Origin of the sequence: Pararhodobacter marinus (assembly GCF_003122215.1) — a bacterium.
In the GTDB taxonomy this organism is placed as follows: Bacteria; Pseudomonadota; Alphaproteobacteria; order Rhodobacterales; family Rhodobacteraceae; genus Pararhodobacter; species Pararhodobacter marinus.
Window position 1 is genome coordinate 481,593 of sequence record NZ_QEYD01000001.1, and the last position, 14,192, is coordinate 495,784.

Genomic DNA, 14,192 nt, shown 5'->3' on the forward strand with positions numbered 1-14,192 from the left:
AATGCAACATCACCGACGCCGGATCCACAACCGGCAGACGGCCCAGACGATGACCATGAGCACCATATCGGCCAGCAGGATCGGCCGCAGCACCGACTCCGCCAGCGCGCCACCCGGCGCGCGCAGCAGCGCCAGCCCGCCAAGCCCGCCCATCACGCTGACGATCAGGATGGCGATCACGTTGTTGGCGAAATGCAGCCCCCATGCCAGCCCCAGGGCTCCGCTGCGCTGCGTCAGGTCCGAAGCGATCAGCCCGAACAGGGCCGTCGCGGCAAAGACGTACCAGACCGTGTCGCCCAGCGTCGCGGCGTTGAAATGCGCGAAGCCGAACAGCAGCGACGGCACGAGCAGGTACACCACCGGCGCCCCGAAGCGCGCGGCAAGCTGGCTTTGCAGGTAGCCGCGAAACACCAGTTCCTCGGCCCCGGTCTGGATCAGGATCCCCAGCAGGGCCAGCGGCAGGAAAATCAGCCAGCGACCCGGATCGGGTGTCATCTCCAGCGGCGGCAACAGCGGCGCAGCGGCCAGCGTCAGGCCGCCGCCCACCAGGATCATCGCGCCCACGCCCAGCGTGAAATCCCGCAAGACCTTGGGCGCGCGGCCCAGAAGACTGCGCAACCCGCGCCGGTGCAGCAGGTGCACCGCGATCCACACGCCCAGCCAGCCCCCCAGAAAGGTCGACAGAAGCAGGATCAGCGACCACGGATCGGCGCCGGTCGAAATACGCTGCAGGCTTTGTTCGAACCCGTCGAGCCCTTGCACCAGCCAGATCGCCACGCCGGTCAACACCATCCACAGGAAATACACCCCGCCGATCAGGCACAGCCCCAGCACGGTGCGCCAGAGCTGGCGTCTTGGCCGGGCGGGCGCGACCAGCGGTTCATAGGCCGGAGGACTCACGCGCGGGGCCTCCCGAACGCGGCCCGCGCCGCTTCGGCGGCTGCGTGATGCGCGCAATCCGGGTGGTGGTCGTTGATCAGGCCCACCGCCTGCATGAAGGCATAGATCGTGGTCGGACCCACGAATGCCCAGCCGCGCTTTTTCAGATCCTTCGACAAGGCCACCGATTGCGGCGAGGTCGTGTCGCCGTAGACCGGCGGACTATCGGGCTCGTAAGACCAGACCAGCCCCGACAGGCTCTGCCCCGCTGCCTGCATCGCCAGCAACGCGCGGGCATTGGTGATGGTCGCCGTGATCTTGCCCCGGTGACGCACGATCCCCGGATCCGCCAGCAACCGCGCCACGTCGTCCTCGGAATAGGCTGCCACCTGCTCGGGGTCGAACCCGGCAAAGGCCGCGCGGAAATTGTCGCGCTTTTGCAGGATGGTCCGCCAGCTCAACCCGGACTGGAACGCTTCGAGCGTGAGTTTCTCGAACAACGCCCGGTCGCCCGTGACCGGATAGCCCCAATCCTCGTCGTGATAGGCCACGTAATCCGGCGTCGACAGGCACCAGCCACAACGAAGAAGGCCATCGGGGCCGGGCGCGGTCTGCATCTCTTGATCCTTTCGCCGTTGCTGCGGCTTTTCCTGCCGGGCATTGTCGGCGAAACCCGACCGGCGTCAATGCATCCCCGAAGACGAAATGCCGGGCCCGAGATGCCGGACCAGAAACGACAGGAAGACCCGATGACCGGATGGAGCGAATTCGCGCTGGCGATGGGCCTCTTCATCGCCTCGCACGTGCTGGCGGTGCGCCCGGCGCTGAAGGCTCCGCTGGTCCGGGCTCTCGGTCCGCGGGGCTTTACCCTTTTCTATTCCGCCCTGTCGCTTGCGCTTCTGGTCTGGCTCATCGCCGCTGCCGGTCGCGCGCCCTTTCTGCCGCTCTGGGCCCCCGCCCCCTGGCAGGCCGCGCTGGCGCTCGTGCTGATGCTCGCGTCCTGCCTGCTCATCGTCTATGCGGCGGCGGGCACCAATCCGCTGAGCTTCGGCTCTCGCGCCGAACCCTTCGACCCCGCGCGGCCCGGAATCGCCGGCGTCTCGCGCCATCCCGTGCTGCTGGCACTGGCGCTCTGGGCCATTGCGCATGTGGTCGCCAATGGCGATCTTGCCCATGTCGCGCTTTTCGCGCCGCTGGGCCTTTTCGCGCTGGCGGGCATGGCGGCCATCGACCGGCGCAAGCGCCGTACCCTGCGCGACTGGCCCGCGCTTGCGCGCAACACATCGCTCGTCCCGCTCTCGGCGCTTGTCGCCGGACGCTGGCGCCCCGGCTTTCCCCGCATCGCCCCCGCGCTCGCCGCGATCCTGGCCTGGGCCGCGCTGATCGGCCTGCATCCGGTCATCATCGGCCCTGACCCCTTGGTCTGGTTTCGCTGAGCGCGTGTCTTTGTTCCGCAAATATCCTGGGGGTGAGGCCGCAAGGCCGAGGGGGCAAAGCCCCCTGCCCGCTAACCGCCCAGGATCATCGCCGCCGCTTTCTCGGCGATCATGAGCGTCGGCGAATTGGTGTTGCCCGAGGTGATGGTCGGCATGATCGAGGCATCCGCCACCCGCAGCCCCCGCACCCCGTTCACGCGCAGGTCGGGCCCCACCACCGCGCGCGGGTCGGGGCCCATGCGGCAGGTGCCGACGGGATGGAAGATCGTCGTGCCTATATCGCCCGCGGCGCGAATGAGCGCGTCTTCGCTCTGCGCCTCTGGGCCGGGCTTGAACTCCTCGGGCTTGTATTTCGCCATCGACGGCGCCTGCATGATCCGCCGCGTCAGGCGGATCGCGTTGGCGGCGACGTGTTTGTCGCTCTCGGCGCTCAGGTAATTGGGCGCGATGACCGGCGCTTCGCGCGGGTCCGCGCTGTGGATGCGGATCGAGCCACGGCTGTCGGGGCGCAACTGGCAGACCGAGGCGGTGATCGCCGGGAAGCGGTGGGGAGGCTGTCCGAAGGCGTCGAGGCTCAGCGGCTGCACATGGTATTCCAGATCCGCGCGCTCGACATCCTGCGACGACCGCGCGAAAGCGCCCAGCTGCGACGGCGCCATCGACATCGGCCCGCGCCGGAACAGCGCGTATTCGGCGCCGATCATCGCTTTCCCGATCAGAGAATTGGCCATCGTATTCAGGGACTTGCCGCCGGTGATCTTGAAGCACAGCCGCAATTGCAGATGGTCCTGCAAATTCTCGCCCGCGTCGCAATCCTGCAGCGGGACGATACCCAGCTCCTTCAGCCGCTCCGCCGGGCCGATCCCGGCCAGCTGCAGCAGCTGTGTCGAGCCGACCGAGCCCGCGGACAGGATCACCTCGGCCGCCGCGCGCGCCTCGGCGGGGTGGCCGTCGCGCAGATAGCGCACGCCGGTGCAGCGCCCCTCTTCGATGATCAGCCCCGTCGCCTGCGCCTGCGTATGGATTTCCAGGTTACCGGACCGGCGGGCGGGGCGCAGGAAGGCCTTGGCGGTATTCCAGCGCCACCCCGCGCGCTGGTTCACCTTGAAATAGGCCACGCCCTCGTTGTCGCCGGTGTTGAAATCCTCGACCCTGGGGATGCCGGTTTCGGCCGCGGCCTGCGCCCAGTCGTCCAGCACCTGCCAGCGCAGACGCTGGTTCTCGACCCGCCATTCGCCGCCCGTGCCGTGCATGTCGCCCGGATCGCCCGCTGCGTAATCCTCGTGGCTCTTGAACAGCGGCAGCACGTCGTCCCAGCCCCAGCCGGCATTGCCCATCTGCCGCCACTGGTCGTAATCCGCCGCCTGCCCGCGCAGGTACAGCATGCCGTTGATCGACGAGCACCCGCCCAGCATCTTGCCGCGCGGATACAGCAGCGAGCGGCCGTTGAGCCCCGGCTCGGGCGCGGTCCGCAGCCGCCAGTCGGCGCGCGGATTGTCGATGCAATACAGGTACCCGACCGGGATATGCGTCCAGATGTAATTGTCCGAACCCCCCGCCTCGAGCAGCAGCACCCGGTGCTTGCGGCTCAGCCGGTTGGCCAGCAGCGAGCCGGCGCTGCCCGCACCGACGATGATATAGTCCCAGTCCGCCATGCCGGTGTCTCCTCCACCAGCGGATGACGATAACGGCGGGGCGATTCGCGCGCAATCGGCCGCACCCCCAAGATGTGATTTCACAGGGCCATCACGGGTATGTCATGATGCGTGTATGTTGGGCCGGGCGGGCCTGTCGACACCAAGCGTAGCGGTTGGCGAAGCGGCAGGTTTTTGCTATGATTACGAACGGGTTATAAACCATTGTTAAGACGGTCGCCAAAGACCGCACCTTCCTGGACAGAGGCAAGAATGAAACATCTTATCACTGCGTCCGTGCTCGTCCTCGCGGCCATGGCGCCGACGCTCGCTTTCGCCGGACCGATCGAATCCGCCTGCAACCGTTCGGACCGCCCGGGCGCCTCGCGCCAGCTGTGCCGGTGCATCGATGCCGCCGCCGACGACACGCTGACGCGCAGCGAACAGCGCCGCGCCGCGCGTTTCTTCGCCAATCCCGACGAGGCGCAGGAAGTGCGCATGTCGCCCACGGCGCGCGATAACGAATTCTGGGCGCGCTACCGCGCCTTTGGCGTCCGCGCCGAGCAGATGTGCGGCTGAAGCGGGCTCTCTTCGGTCAGTCAGATCGTGAAAGGGGTGCGGATCCGCGCCCCTTTTTCGCTGTGTTCCACTGTCCTTAGATCAGTCGCGCGTTTCCGCCAGCCGTGCGCGCCACAGCGTGAACAGCCCGGCGCAGACGACGATCACCGCGCCCACGGCGACATTGGGGCGCAGCGTCTCGCCGAAGATCGTCAGGCCGATGGTAGCCGCGAATACCAGCTGCAGATAGGCGAAAGGCTGGATCGCGCTGGCCTCGGCCACCTCGTAGGCGCGGATCAGCAGGAAATGGCTGCTGGCCGAGGTCAGGCACAGCGTCCCCATCCAGATCCAGTGCGGGCCGCTCATCGGCTCCCAATACCAGATGCCGACCGCGCTTGTGACCAGCGCGCCGATGACGCCGGTCCAGAAAAAACTGACAGCGGCGGAATCGAAGCGCGCGACATAGCGCGTCACCAGCCCGTAAAGCGCGAACATGAAGGCCGCCAGCAGGGGGATCAGCGCCTCGGGGCGGAACACGCCGAAACCGGGTTCCAGGATCACCAGGACCCCCGCGAAACCGATCCCGATCGCCACCCAGCGCCGCCAGCCGACCTTTTCGCCCAGGACCGGCCCGGACAGGGCGGCGATCAGCAGTGGATAGGTGGCGAAGACGGCATGCGCCTCGACCAGCCCCAGAACGACGAACGAGATGATGGCGACGTAGATTTCCAGCGCCAGCAGGGCGGCGCGGAAGATCTGTGTCTTCGTCACCCCCGATCGCGCGGCATTGCGCACGCCCCCCGCCATGCGGCTGGCCAGCGTCACCACGAACAGCGCAAAGAACCAGTAGCGGATCATCACGATCATGAAGACGTTGTATTCGTCGGCCAGATAGCGCGAAATGCCGTCCTGCACCGCGAAGATGAAGGTCACGGCGACCATCAGCCAGATGCCCAGCGTGGTGTTCTGCTTTGCGCTCATGCCGGGATCCTGCCGATGCTCATGTGTTTCTTGCGCCCGAAGCCCGGCACGCGGCTGACGGCGAATCCCGCCTGTTCCAGCGCGCGGCGCACATGGCCGGCAGCGGTATAGGTGGCAAATGTGCCACCGGGGCGGGTGTGGCGCGCAACCTCGGCCATCAGGCCGTCGTCCCACAATTCGGGATTGCGGGCCGGCGCGAAGCCGTCGAGGAACCAAGCATCCGCCTTGTCCACCCATTCCGGCAGCACTTGTCGCGCGTCGCCGATGCGGATCTCGGCTTCGACCTGCCCCAGGCTGAAACGCCGCACGGACCCCTCTGCCGCCGCCCAGCCCGCGACCAGCGCCTCGGCCATCGGCTGCGCGAAGGGTTTCAGCGCACGGGCCATGTCGGCGGGCGCCATCGGGAAAGCCTCGAACGAAGTGAAATGCACGATGCCGGGCCCGTCCCAGGCCTGCGCCAGCGCCAGCAGGTTCAGCCCGGTGCCGAAGCCCAGCTCGGCCACGCGAAAGCCGTCTTTCAGCCGCGCGGGCAGATCGTTGCCCTGCAGGAAGACATGACGCGTTTCCTCGAGCCCGCCGGTAAAGTAGGGATCGTCGAACGCGGTGGCGACCGGCGTATCGCCGTCGATCCAGGACAGGTCGGGATGGGTCATGCGCGTGTGAAGAATTAAAACCGGGCGACCTTTACGCGCCTGAGGGGGAAAGGCAATGGCACAAATCACCGTCATGGGCGCCGGGATCCTGGGCCTGAGCGCGGCCTGGGCGATGGCAAGGCGCGGCGCCTCGGTGCGGGTGATCGAAGCGCGGCGCGTCGGTGCGGGCTCGTCGGGCGGGATCGTCGGCGCTCTGGCGCCGCATGTCCCCGAGAACTGGAACACCAAGAAGGCCTTCCAGTTCGACAGCCTGATCATGGCCGAGGCGTTCTGGCGCGACGTGGCAGCGGCCGGCGGTCGCGATCCGGGTTACGCGCGCACGGGCCGGGTCCAGCCGCTGGCCGACGAGGCCGCCGTCACCCGGGCGATAGAGCGCGGCGAGAACGCGCGCGCGCTGTGGCAGGGGCGGGCCGAGTGGCGCGTGGTCCCTGCGGGCAGCGTTCCGGGGATGCGCCTGCCCTCGCCCACCGGATTGGTGATCCATGACACGCTCAGCGCCCGGATGCGCCCGCGCGGTGCCGCCGAGGCGCTGGTGGCGGCGCTGGCCAGGAAGGGCGTGAGCGTCGAGACCGGCAGCGAACCGCCTGGTGGCGTGGTGCTCTGGGCTACTGGCGCGGCGGGGCTCGCCGCTTTGGGGGCCGATCTGGGGCAGCCGATGGGCGCGGGTGTGAAGGGTCAGGCCGCGCTGCTGAGGGCCGATTTCCGCGACGCGCCGCAGCTTTTCGCCGATAGCCTGCATGTCGTGCCCCACATTGACGGAACCGTTGCCATCGGCTCGACATCCGAGCGCGACTTCGATGCGCCCGACAGCGTGGATCACCAGCTTGAGGATATCATCGACCGCGTCCGCGCCCTGTCCCCCGATCTGGCGCAGGCGCCGGTGATCGAGCGTTGGGCCGGCCTTCGCCCGCGCAGCCCGTCGCGCGCGCCGATGCTGGGGCCATGGCCGGGGCGGCACGGCCATTACGTTCTGAACGGCGGGTTCAAGATCGGCTTCGGCATGGCGCCCAAGCTGGGCGAACTGGCGGCCGATCTGCTGCTGGACGGAAACGACGCCGTGCCCGACGGCTTCCGGGTCGAGGATAATCTGAAGCGTCGCTGAGGCGCGCAAACGAAAAGGCCCCGCGCAAGCGGGGCCTTTCGGGCGATGGGGACAGGCGTCAGTGCAGACGCTGGTCGACCGTCGCGATCGAGTTCTCGATCATCTTGTTGGCGTCTTCCGCCGTCATGTTGCTGGCGATCAGCTCGCGCGAGGCAGCGATCGACACCGCGATGGCACGGTCGCGCACGGCTTTCACCGCCCCCGCCTCGGCCGACGCGATCTGATCCTCGGCCGCACGCAGACGACGCGCGATCGTGGCTTCCAGGTCGGCTTGCGCCTGTTTCGCGGCAAGCTCGGCATCCGCCTTGGCCTTCGCGACGATACGCTCGGCCTGGTCCTTGACCTCGGCCTTCTTGCGCTCGAAGGACGCCCGCAGTTCCTGGGCCTCTTCCCGCAGCTTGCGCGCTTCGTCGAGCTCGGCGCGGATCGTCGCGGCACGCTTGTCCAGAAGGCCGCCGATCAACGACGGAACCTTGAAGTAGAACAGCACCCCGACGAACAGGAGGAACGCGAGCAACACGACGAAGTCGGTGTTGCGCAGCGAGAAGAACGGACCAGTAGCGGCCAGAGCCGGCGACGCGGCAAAGACCGTGATCAGGGTCAGAAAGCGGCTCATGCGGCACCCCCGTTCAGGCGCTTGTCGACCGCCGAACCGACGGAGGCAGCATCGGCCTGCACGCCAAAGGCGGTCAGGATTTCCTGCGTCGTGTCCTTGGCCACCGCGCTCACGGCTTCGGCGGCGCTTTCCCGGATCTCGGCGATCCGCGCTTCCGATTCCGCGGTGCGGGCGGCGATTTCGGCATCCGCCTTGGCGATGGCCACGTCGAGTTCCTTCTGGATCTCGGCGCGCGATTCCTCGACCACCTTGGCTGCCGCAGCGCGCGCGTCGTCGAGGGCCTTGTGATAGGCGGCCTCGGCCTCGGCGGCCTGTTGCTTGTAGGTCTCGGCGGCGGCGATATCGTTGGTGATGGTCCCGGTCCGTTCGGCCAGAACCGAACCGATCCGCGGCAACGCCACGCGCGAGAGAATGAAATAGAGCACGACCAGCGCGACCACGAGCCAGAAGATCTGGTTCGGGAAGGTCGCAAAATCGAGCTGCGGCATGCCACCCGACGCCGCCTCGGCACCATGTGCGGCGGCAGCCCCGTGTTCGGCCGCTTGCTCGGCTCCGTGCTCGAGAACTGTTTCTTCCATCGGATGCTCCTGATTGACCGTATCCGCCGGGCAGGTCGTCAGACCCGCCCGGCCGTAAGGATCACGGGAAGGTCAGGATCAGACGGCGAACATCAGCAGCAGAGCGACGAGGAACGAGAAGATCCCCAGCGCTTCGGCGAAGGCGATGCCGATGAACAGCGTCGCGGTCTGGCCGGCAGCGGCCGAGGGGTTGCGCAGCGCGCCCGACAGGAAGTTGCCGGCAACGTTGCCCACACCGACAGCAGCCCCGCCCATGCCCATGCAGGCCAGGCCAGCGCCGATGTAAGCACCCATTTGAACGATCGAGCCTTCCATATTCGTCACTCCTTACGGTTGGAATTGGCTATAGAGAGATATCCGGGGACCAGTCAGCCGGGCCGTCAGTGGCTCGGGTGCAGCGCGTCCTTCAGGTACACGCAGGTCAGGATGGTGAACACGTAGGCCTGGATGAAGGCCACGAGAATTTCGAGCCCGTACATCGCGGTGATGGCGATGATGGACAAAGGCGTCACGGCAACCCCGATCCCCGAGATCAGGATCAGCGGCGCGAAGGCGGCGAACACCTTGATCACGGCGTGACCGGCCATCATGTTGCCCGCAAGACGAATGGAATGGCTGACCGGGCGCACGAAATACGAGATGACCTCGATCAGCGCCAGGACCGGGCGCAGGGCCAGAGGCGCCGACGACACCCAGAACAGACCCAGGAACCCCGCGCCGTTCTTGACGAAACCGACGATGGTCACGGTCAGGAACACGCCGATCGCCAGGATCGCGGTCACGGCGATATGCGAGGTGGGCGTGAACGCCATGGGCAGCAGGCCCAGGAAGTTCGAAAAGACGATGAACAGGAACACGGTGAAGATATAGGGGAAGAAGGACAGCGCCTCTTTGCCCGCAACGTCTTCGACCATCTTGTGGATGAAGCCATAGGCCAGCTCGGCAACCGACTGGATCCGCGTCGGCACGATGGCGCGGCCCCGGGTGCCGGCGATGAACAGAAGCGCGGCCGCCAGGACGCTCAGCGCCATCCAGAGCGTGGCATTGGTGATGGTGAAGACGCCGACGTCACCGTCGCCGAACAGCGGCGAGACGATGAATTGATCCATCGGGTGGAAGGTCAGGCCTTCGCCATGCTCTTCTGCGGCCACGTGTCAGTCCCCTTCGTTCTTGGCGGCTGTCCCCGCCTGCGTGCTCTTCCGTTGGGCTTCCTGCGCGGTCCGCATCATCGTGCGGATCCCGGCGACAAGGCCCAGAAATATGAACAGCACCAGGAACAGCGGCATGGTGTCGAACACCTTATCCAGCCCGAACCCGATGCCGAAACCGATCAGAAGACCGGCAACCAGCTCGGTGACCATGCGCCAGGCGTAATTCGCCATGTCATGGCCCTGCGCCACCCCGTTCGTCTTCGGCGCCTGCGCCTTCTTCAAACTCGCGAGCCGCGCGTCGAGCGCTTTCAGGCGCTCCAGATCGTTCGGTTCGGACATGGCGAAGGTCCCTGCGACAGTCGGGGTGACGGTCGGGCGCAACCTAGGGTCGGGGGATGCCAGAGTCAACAAGTATTCGTGATAGCTAAGCTTATGAAATAGAATGATAAAATTATCCTGCGCCGCGCTGCCGCAGGCGGAAAAGCGGGCTCCGCGCCGCCCGGTCATATTCAACCGATCCGTTGAATGTCTTGACCGCTCCACGCGGCGCCGATACGCCCGATGCCATGAGCCTCCCGGTCAACGACGCCAAAACCCTCGACGCGGTCTTCATGGCGCTGGCCGATCCCACGCGCCGGGCGATCCTGTCGATGCTGCTCGAAGACGACATGGCGGTCACCGATGTCGCCGATCCCTTCCCGATCTCGCTCGCCGCGATCTCGAAACACCTGTCGATCCTCGCCGAGGCCGGGCTCATCAGCCAGGAAAAGCGCGGCCGGGTGAAATGGTGCAAGCTCGAACCCGACGCGATGCGCGCCGCCTCGGTCTGGATGCAGGCGTTCGGCCAGTTCGAGCCGCTCAATCTCGACGCTTTCGAGCGCTTCCTCGCCTCTGAACTCGGCATTCCGACCGACGGCGACTGAGCCGCCCGCCCTCTTTGTTCCGGAAATATCCTCGGGGGGTGAATTGGCCATAGGCCAAGAGGGGGGCAGACAGCCCCCCGGGACCTGCTATGCCACCAGCGATTCGGCGTCCTTGAGGTTCACACTCACCAGCTGGCTCACGCCCTGTTCCGCCATGGTCACACCGAACAGCCGGTCCATCCGCGCCATGGTCAGCGCGTTATGGGTGATGATCAGGAAGCGCGTCTCGGTGCGGCGGGTCATCTCGTCCAGCAGCTCGCAGAACCGCACCACGTTGGCATCGTCAAGCGGTGCATCCACCTCGTCGAGCACACAGATCGGCGCCGGGTTGGCCAGGAACACGCCAAAGATCAGGGCCAGCGCGGTCAGCGTCTGCTCGCCCCCCGACAAGAGGCTCAGCGAGGCCAGCTTTTTGCCCGGCGGCTGGCACAGGATTTCCAGCCCCGCTTCCAGCGGATCGTCGGATTCGACCAGCACCAGCCGCGCCTCGCCGCCGTTGAACAGATGGGTGAACAGCGTGGCGAAATTGGCGTGGACCTGATCGAAGGCGGCCAGCAGCCGCTCACGCCCCTCGCGGTTCAGCGCCGCGATCCCGCCGCGCAGCTTGGCCACGGCGGCTTCCAGATCGGCCTTTTCCGTTACCAGCGTGCCGTGTTCCTCTTCGACCTGCCGCGCGTCTTCCTCGGCGCGCAGGTTGACCGCGCCCAAGGCGTCGCGGGCCCGGCGCAGGCGGGCGATCTCGGTTTCCAGCGTGGTGGAATCGGGGATCTCGTCGGCGGCGATGCCCAACTGGTTCAGCAGCCCCTGCGGCGTCGTGTCCAGCTCGTCGGCGATGCGGTTGGCGGCCAGCGTCACCGCTTCGCCCGCCGCGTCGACCCGGGCTTCGGCGCGGGCGCGGGCCTCGCGCGCTTCGCCCGCCGCCCGTTCGGCGTTGCGCTCGGTCTCTTGCGCGGCGCGCAGGGCGCTTTCGGCCGACAAGAGCGCCTCGACGGCGGCGGTGCGGCGTTCCTCGGCCTCGGTGATCGCCTCGGACAGCTCGGCCCGGCGGGCGAGGATTTCCTCGGGCGCGGCATTCGCTTCCGACAGTTCGTCCTGCGCGTCGTCGGCGCGGCGCTCCAGATCGGCGATCCGCTCGGCGGCATTGGTCTTGCGCGCGGTCCAGCTCTGGATATCGCGCGCGACTTCCTGCGAACGGGTGCGCCGCGCCGCGCCGTCGCGACGGATCTCTTCCTGCGCGGCGCGGCGTGACAGCATTGCCACGCGCGCGGCCTCGACCCGGGTACGGATGGTTTCCAGCGCCCCGCGCGCGGCGTCGATATCGTCCAGCTCGGCCAGGGCCTCCTCCGCCTCGGCGCGGCGCGACTGCGCGTCCTCGGCTTCGGCCTGCATCCGGTCCAGCGTCAGCCCGGCGCTTTCGCGCTTCGATTGTGCAAGGCTCGCGGCGGCCTCGGCGCGGGACTGGGCTCGGGTGGCTTCGGTCAGGCGCTGTTCGGCGGCGCGGCGGGCATCGCGCGCCATGCGGTCGGCCTCGGTCCGCTGCGTCAGCGCGGATTGCAGCGCTTCATGAGTCTCGCGCGCGGTGTCCTGACGTTCCTCGGCTTCGTCCAGTTCGGCGCGCAGGGCATCGAGCCGGTTGCGCTGCGTCAGGCGGATCGCGGCGGCCGAGGGCGCATCCTCGCCGCGCTGCATCAGCCCGTCCCAGCGCCACAGGTCGCCATCCGTGGTCACCAGCCGCTGACCGGGGCGCAGCTCGGCATGCAGCGCCTCGGCGCGCGCGGCGTCGGCAAGGCCGATCTGTGACAGGCGGCGGGTCAGTTCGGCGGGCGCCGTGACCCATGCGGCGAGCGGTTCGACACCCGCGGGCAGCGGCGCCGTGTCGTCATAGCCCGGCAGCGTGCGCCAGCCCGAGCCCGCCTCGGCCGGTGCCGCGCGCAGATCGTCGCCCAAGGCGGCGCCCAGCGCGTGCTCGTATCCCGGCGCAACGCGAAGCTGGTCCAAGATACCGCCCGCCTGATCCCTGTCGCGGTCGATGAGCCGTTGCAGCGCGGTCAGCTCGGCGGACAGGGCCGAGACCTCGCCCTCGGCCCCGGCGCGGGCGGCGCGGGCCTCGACCTCGGCGGCCTGCGCTTCGGCGCGGGCGGCTTCGGCCTCGGCCAGGGCCTCTTCGGCGGCGTCCAGCATGTCCTGCGCGGCGTCCAGCGCTTCGCGCGTTGCGTCCTGCTCGGCCTCGGCGGCTTCGAGATTGGCCTCGGCCTGCGCGGCTTCGTCGGCGGCGCGCTGGGCGCCCGCAGCGGCCTTGTCACCTTCGGCGTTGGCCTCGGCAGCCTGCCGGGTCAGGGACTGGTGCCGGGCGGACAGGCGGGCGACATCCTCGGTCGCTTCGGTCAGATGCGCTTCGATATCGGCCAGCACATCGGAGGCTTCGCGCGCGGCCTCGACGGCCTCGGCCAGCTTCTCGTCGTAGCCTTCCGAGGCCCGGGCCAGCTGTTCCTCTTCCCATTGCAACCGTTCGATGGTCTCGTCGGCATCCGCCGCCAGCCCGGCTTCGCGCTGGGCGTCGAGCCGCAGCTGTTCGATCCGCGCCATCAGCGTCTGCACCGCTTCGCGCGCGCGGGTTTCCTGATCGCTGAGCGTATCGCGCTGGACATGCAGCCGCTGCAGGATGGCGCCGGCGATCGATTCCTCTTCGCGCAGCGGCGGCAGCGCGTCTTCGCGGCCCTCGCGCTCGGCGCGGGCCTCGCGCGCGGCCCGTTCGGCGGCGGCGGCCTGCGTGACGGCTTCGGCCAGCGCCGATTGCACCTCGGCCCGGGCCTGTGCGGCCTCGCGCCAGCGCTTGTACAGGATCATCCCTTCGTTCCGGCGCAGCGCCGTGGCGATCTCGCGATAGCGCGCGGCCTGTCGGGCTTGCCGGTTCAGCACCGCCAGCTGCTGTGCCAGCTGTTCCACCGTATCGCCCACGCGTTCGAGATTGGTCTCGGTCGCATTGAGCCGCAGCTCGGCCTCGTGCCGGCGCTGGTAGAGCCCCGAGATGCCGGCGGCCTCTTCGAGGACCCGCCGGCGCGCCTTGGGCTTGGCGTTGATGAGTTCCGAAATCTGCCCCTGCCGGACCAGCGCGGGCGAATGCGCCCCGGTCGAGGCATCGGCGAACAGCATCTGCACGTCGCGCGCGCGCACATCCTTGCCGTTCACCTTGTAGGCCGACCCCGCATCGCGGGTGATCCGCCGCGTCACTTCCAGCGCGTCGGTATCGTTGAACCCCGCCGGCGCCAGCCGGTCGGAATTGTCGAGACTGAGCGCCACTTCGGCAAAAGCCCGGGCGCCGCGCGACTTGGTGCCGGCGAAAACCACGTCTTCCATGCCCGAGCCGCGCATCGCCGTGGGGCGGTTTTCGCCCATCACCCAGCGCAGCGCTTCCAGCAGGTTGGACTTGCCGCAGCCATTCGGCCCGACCACGCCGGTCAGCCCCTCGCGGATCACCAGTTCGGTGGGATCCACGAAGCTCTTGAACCCGTTGAGGCGCAGGCGGGTGAAATGCAAGGGCGGGGTCCTGTTTCTGCTCTGGCAGCCAGTCTTTGCACAGCCCGGCGCGGTGTCAAGAAACCACGCCGGATCTTGCTGGCGCCCGGCGGTTATCCACAAGATATTGGGGCATTGTCGCCACACATCGGGCGATCTAGGCTA

15 protein-coding genes are annotated in these 14,192 nt (G+C 67.9%); 4 read left to right on the forward strand and 11 right to left on the reverse strand.

Features of this window, described 5'->3' with window-relative positions; genetic code table 11:
- Window positions 1-9: 9 nt before the first annotated feature.
- Window positions 10-900 carry a CPBP family intramembrane glutamic endopeptidase gene (locus C4N9_RS02335; RefSeq protein ID WP_146195106.1) on the reverse strand — a complete coding sequence of 297 codons (891 nt, stop codon included), beginning with the start codon at window positions 898-900 and terminating at the stop codon, window positions 10-12.
- Complete coding sequence (locus tag C4N9_RS02340) at window positions 897-1,496, reverse strand: DNA-3-methyladenine glycosylase I (RefSeq protein ID WP_109531660.1); 600 nt, start codon at window positions 1,494-1,496, stop codon at window positions 897-899. The genes C4N9_RS02335 and C4N9_RS02340 overlap by 4 nt, the downstream gene beginning before the upstream one ends.
- A gap of 132 nt (window positions 1,497-1,628) precedes the next feature.
- On the opposite strand from C4N9_RS02340, the gene C4N9_RS02345 reads away from it, so the two are divergent.
- Window positions 1,629-2,315: an NnrU family protein gene (locus tag C4N9_RS02345; RefSeq protein ID WP_109531661.1), complete on the forward strand. Its 687-nt coding sequence runs from the start codon at window positions 1,629-1,631 to the stop codon at window positions 2,313-2,315.
- A gap of 71 nt (window positions 2,316-2,386) precedes the next feature.
- Here the strand turns inward: C4N9_RS02345 and C4N9_RS02350 are convergent, their stop codons facing one another.
- Window positions 2,387-3,970, reverse strand: coding sequence for a GMC family oxidoreductase (locus C4N9_RS02350; protein WP_109531662.1), 1,584 nt, complete (start codon window positions 3,968-3,970; stop codon window positions 2,387-2,389).
- A gap of 252 nt (window positions 3,971-4,222) precedes the next feature.
- On the opposite strand from C4N9_RS02350, the gene C4N9_RS02355 reads away from it, so the two are divergent.
- Complete coding sequence (locus tag C4N9_RS02355) at window positions 4,223-4,528, forward strand: hypothetical protein (protein WP_109531663.1); 306 nt, start codon at window positions 4,223-4,225, stop codon at window positions 4,526-4,528.
- An 81-nt stretch (window positions 4,529-4,609) separates the two neighbouring features.
- Here the strand turns inward: C4N9_RS02355 and C4N9_RS02360 are convergent, their stop codons facing one another.
- Both C4N9_RS02360 and mnmC2 read right to left on the reverse strand, forming a co-directional pair.
- On the reverse strand, window positions 4,610-5,488 hold the full coding sequence (locus tag C4N9_RS02360; protein WP_109531664.1) for a DMT family transporter: 879 nt from the start codon (window positions 5,486-5,488) through the stop codon (window positions 4,610-4,612).
- Entirely contained in the window at window positions 5,485-6,141 is a 657-nt protein-coding gene (gene mnmC2 / locus C4N9_RS02365) for a tRNA (5-methylaminomethyl-2-thiouridine)(34)-methyltransferase MnmC2 (protein WP_109531665.1), read from the reverse strand. Before mnmC2 ends, C4N9_RS02360 begins: the two co-directional genes overlap by 4 nt.
- Before the next feature lie 55 nt (window positions 6,142-6,196).
- Between mnmC2 and C4N9_RS02370 the strand changes: the two genes are divergently transcribed.
- Window positions 6,197-7,243, forward strand: a complete 1,047-nt coding sequence (locus C4N9_RS02370) for an NAD(P)/FAD-dependent oxidoreductase (RefSeq protein WP_109531666.1) — start codon at window positions 6,197-6,199, stop codon at window positions 7,241-7,243.
- Between the two features lie 58 nt (window positions 7,244-7,301).
- Here the strand turns inward: C4N9_RS02370 and C4N9_RS02375 are convergent, their stop codons facing one another.
- From C4N9_RS02375 to C4N9_RS02395, 5 genes are all read right to left on the reverse strand, one after another.
- The gene (locus C4N9_RS02375) at window positions 7,302-7,859 is read right to left on the reverse strand and encodes a F0F1 ATP synthase subunit B (RefSeq protein ID WP_109531667.1); all 558 of its coding nucleotides are present in this window, start codon (window positions 7,857-7,859) and stop codon (window positions 7,302-7,304) included.
- Window positions 7,856-8,437, reverse strand: a complete 582-nt coding sequence (locus C4N9_RS02380) for a F0F1 ATP synthase subunit B' (RefSeq protein ID WP_109531668.1) — start codon at window positions 8,435-8,437, stop codon at window positions 7,856-7,858. Before C4N9_RS02380 ends, C4N9_RS02375 begins: the two co-directional genes overlap by 4 nt.
- A gap of 78 nt (window positions 8,438-8,515) precedes the next feature.
- Window positions 8,516-8,752 (reverse strand): F0F1 ATP synthase subunit C, encoded by a 237-nt coding sequence (locus tag C4N9_RS02385; protein ID WP_107751530.1) that lies wholly within the window; start codon window positions 8,750-8,752, stop codon window positions 8,516-8,518.
- A gap of 65 nt (window positions 8,753-8,817) precedes the next feature.
- A complete protein-coding gene (locus C4N9_RS02390; protein WP_281260102.1) occupies window positions 8,818-9,588 on the reverse strand; it encodes a F0F1 ATP synthase subunit A in 771 nt (256 codons plus the stop codon).
- Between the two features lie 3 nt (window positions 9,589-9,591).
- A complete protein-coding gene (locus C4N9_RS02395; RefSeq protein WP_109531669.1) occupies window positions 9,592-9,927 on the reverse strand; it encodes an AtpZ/AtpI family protein in 336 nt (111 codons plus the stop codon).
- A 227-nt stretch (window positions 9,928-10,154) separates the two neighbouring features.
- Between C4N9_RS02395 and C4N9_RS02400 the strand changes: the two genes are divergently transcribed.
- Window positions 10,155-10,511: an ArsR/SmtB family transcription factor gene (locus C4N9_RS02400; protein WP_109531670.1), complete on the forward strand. Its 357-nt coding sequence runs from the start codon at window positions 10,155-10,157 to the stop codon at window positions 10,509-10,511.
- A gap of 87 nt (window positions 10,512-10,598) precedes the next feature.
- On the opposite strand, the gene C4N9_RS02405 is transcribed toward C4N9_RS02400, so the two are convergent.
- Window positions 10,599-14,048 (reverse strand): chromosome segregation SMC family protein, encoded by a 3,450-nt coding sequence (locus C4N9_RS02405; protein WP_109531671.1) that lies wholly within the window; start codon window positions 14,046-14,048, stop codon window positions 10,599-10,601.
- Window positions 14,049-14,192: the final 144 nt, after the last annotated feature.

What these genes read in the sequence shown, in the direction of transcription:
- C4N9_RS02340 (WP_109531660.1), bottom strand. Translation starts at nt 1,496, where the DNA reads ATGCAGACCGCGCCCGGCCCCGATGGCCTTCTTCGTTGTGGCTGGTGC.
- C4N9_RS02345 (WP_109531661.1), top strand. Translation starts at nt 1,629, where the DNA reads ATGACCGGATGGAGCGAATTCGCGCTGGCGATGGGCCTCTTCATCGCC.
- C4N9_RS02350 (WP_109531662.1), bottom strand. Translation starts at nt 3,970, where the DNA reads ATGGCGGACTGGGACTATATCATCGTCGGTGCGGGCAGCGCCGGCTCG.
- C4N9_RS02355 (WP_109531663.1), top strand. Translation starts at nt 4,223, where the DNA reads ATGAAACATCTTATCACTGCGTCCGTGCTCGTCCTCGCGGCCATGGCG.
- C4N9_RS02360 (WP_109531664.1), bottom strand. Translation starts at nt 5,488, where the DNA reads ATGAGCGCAAAGCAGAACACCACGCTGGGCATCTGGCTGATGGTCGCC.
- mnmC2 (WP_109531665.1), bottom strand. Translation starts at nt 6,141, where the DNA reads ATGACCCATCCCGACCTGTCCTGGATCGACGGCGATACGCCGGTCGCC.
- C4N9_RS02370 (WP_109531666.1), top strand. Translation starts at nt 6,197, where the DNA reads ATGGCACAAATCACCGTCATGGGCGCCGGGATCCTGGGCCTGAGCGCG.
- C4N9_RS02375 (WP_109531667.1), bottom strand. Translation starts at nt 7,859, where the DNA reads ATGAGCCGCTTTCTGACCCTGATCACGGTCTTTGCCGCGTCGCCGGCT.
- C4N9_RS02380 (WP_109531668.1), bottom strand. Translation starts at nt 8,437, where the DNA reads ATGGAAGAAACAGTTCTCGAGCACGGAGCCGAGCAAGCGGCCGAACAC.
- C4N9_RS02385 (WP_107751530.1), bottom strand. Translation starts at nt 8,752, where the DNA reads ATGGAAGGCTCGATCGTTCAAATGGGTGCTTACATCGGCGCTGGCCTG.
- C4N9_RS02395 (WP_109531669.1), bottom strand. Translation starts at nt 9,927, where the DNA reads ATGTCCGAACCGAACGATCTGGAGCGCCTGAAAGCGCTCGACGCGCGG.
- C4N9_RS02400 (WP_109531670.1), top strand. Translation starts at nt 10,155, where the DNA reads ATGAGCCTCCCGGTCAACGACGCCAAAACCCTCGACGCGGTCTTCATG.